The following is an 819-nucleotide window of genomic DNA, read 5'->3' as shown; positions in this document are numbered from 1 at the left end:
CTAGGGCGTGTTCACACTATGCTGATTTAAGGTTATGCTTCGGAGATGGAAATCTCCGAAGCCCAATTCGAACAGATCGAACATTGCCTGCCGCGACAGCGGGGCAACGTGAGCCTGTCGAACCTGCAAGTGCTCAACGCGATCCTCTATGTTGCCGAGCACGGATGTAAATGGCGCGGTCTGCCGCCACGTTTCGGCCGCTGGCACACGATCTACACGCGGATGAACCGCTGGTCTCGCAATGGCGTACTGGACCGAGTGTTTACGGAACTGCAGCGCGCGCAGATTATCCGCGTTCGGATTGAAGCGGTATCGCTGGATAGCACGATCGTGAAGGTTCATCCTGACGGCACCGGTGCGTTAAAAAAAATGGACCTCAAGCCATCGGCAAGTCCCGCGGAGGATGGACAACCAAGATTCATATGGTTGCCGCGAATGCTCGAACAGCCATAACGTTCGCGCTTTCGCCCGGTCAGGCCGGCGACGCACCGCACGGACGAGCACTGCTCGAACGCCTGGGGGCGCCGAACCGGCCGCTGCACCTGCTGATGGATAAAGCGTACGAAGGCAACGAAACCCGACAACTCGCGCTCGATCTCGGCTTCATCCCGGTCGTTCCTCCGTTGAGCACGCGCGTCGAGCCTTGGGAGTACGACCGGGAAATGTACAAACGTCGCAACGAAGTCGAGCGGCTGTTCCGTCGATTGAAGGGCTTTCGTCGCATCTTCTCGCGCTTCGACAAACTCGATCTGATGTTCATCGCCTTTATCAACTTTGCCCTGATCGTCGAAGCCCTTCGTTAGTGTGAACACGCCCTAG

The 819-nt window shown here is 57.5% G+C and carries 1 protein-coding gene; it reads left to right on the top strand.

The window, feature by feature from the left end:
• Positions 1-45: 45 nt before the first annotated feature.
• Positions 46-803, top strand: a protein-coding gene (locus WS45_RS35205; protein ID WP_126365122.1) for an IS5 family transposase whose coding sequence is annotated in 2 segments (ribosomal slippage) — positions 46-361 and positions 361-803 — 759 coding nt in all. Because the reading frame shifts where the segments join, the coding sequence is not laid out codon by codon here.
• The last annotated feature ends 16 nt before the right edge of the window (positions 804-819 follow it).

The sequence above is a fragment of the Burkholderia sp. RF2-non_BP3 genome (assembly GCF_001522185.1).
Taxonomy (GTDB): Bacteria; Pseudomonadota; Gammaproteobacteria; order Burkholderiales; family Burkholderiaceae; genus Burkholderia; species Burkholderia diffusa.
This window is presented reverse-complemented; position numbering and strand designations above follow the sequence as displayed.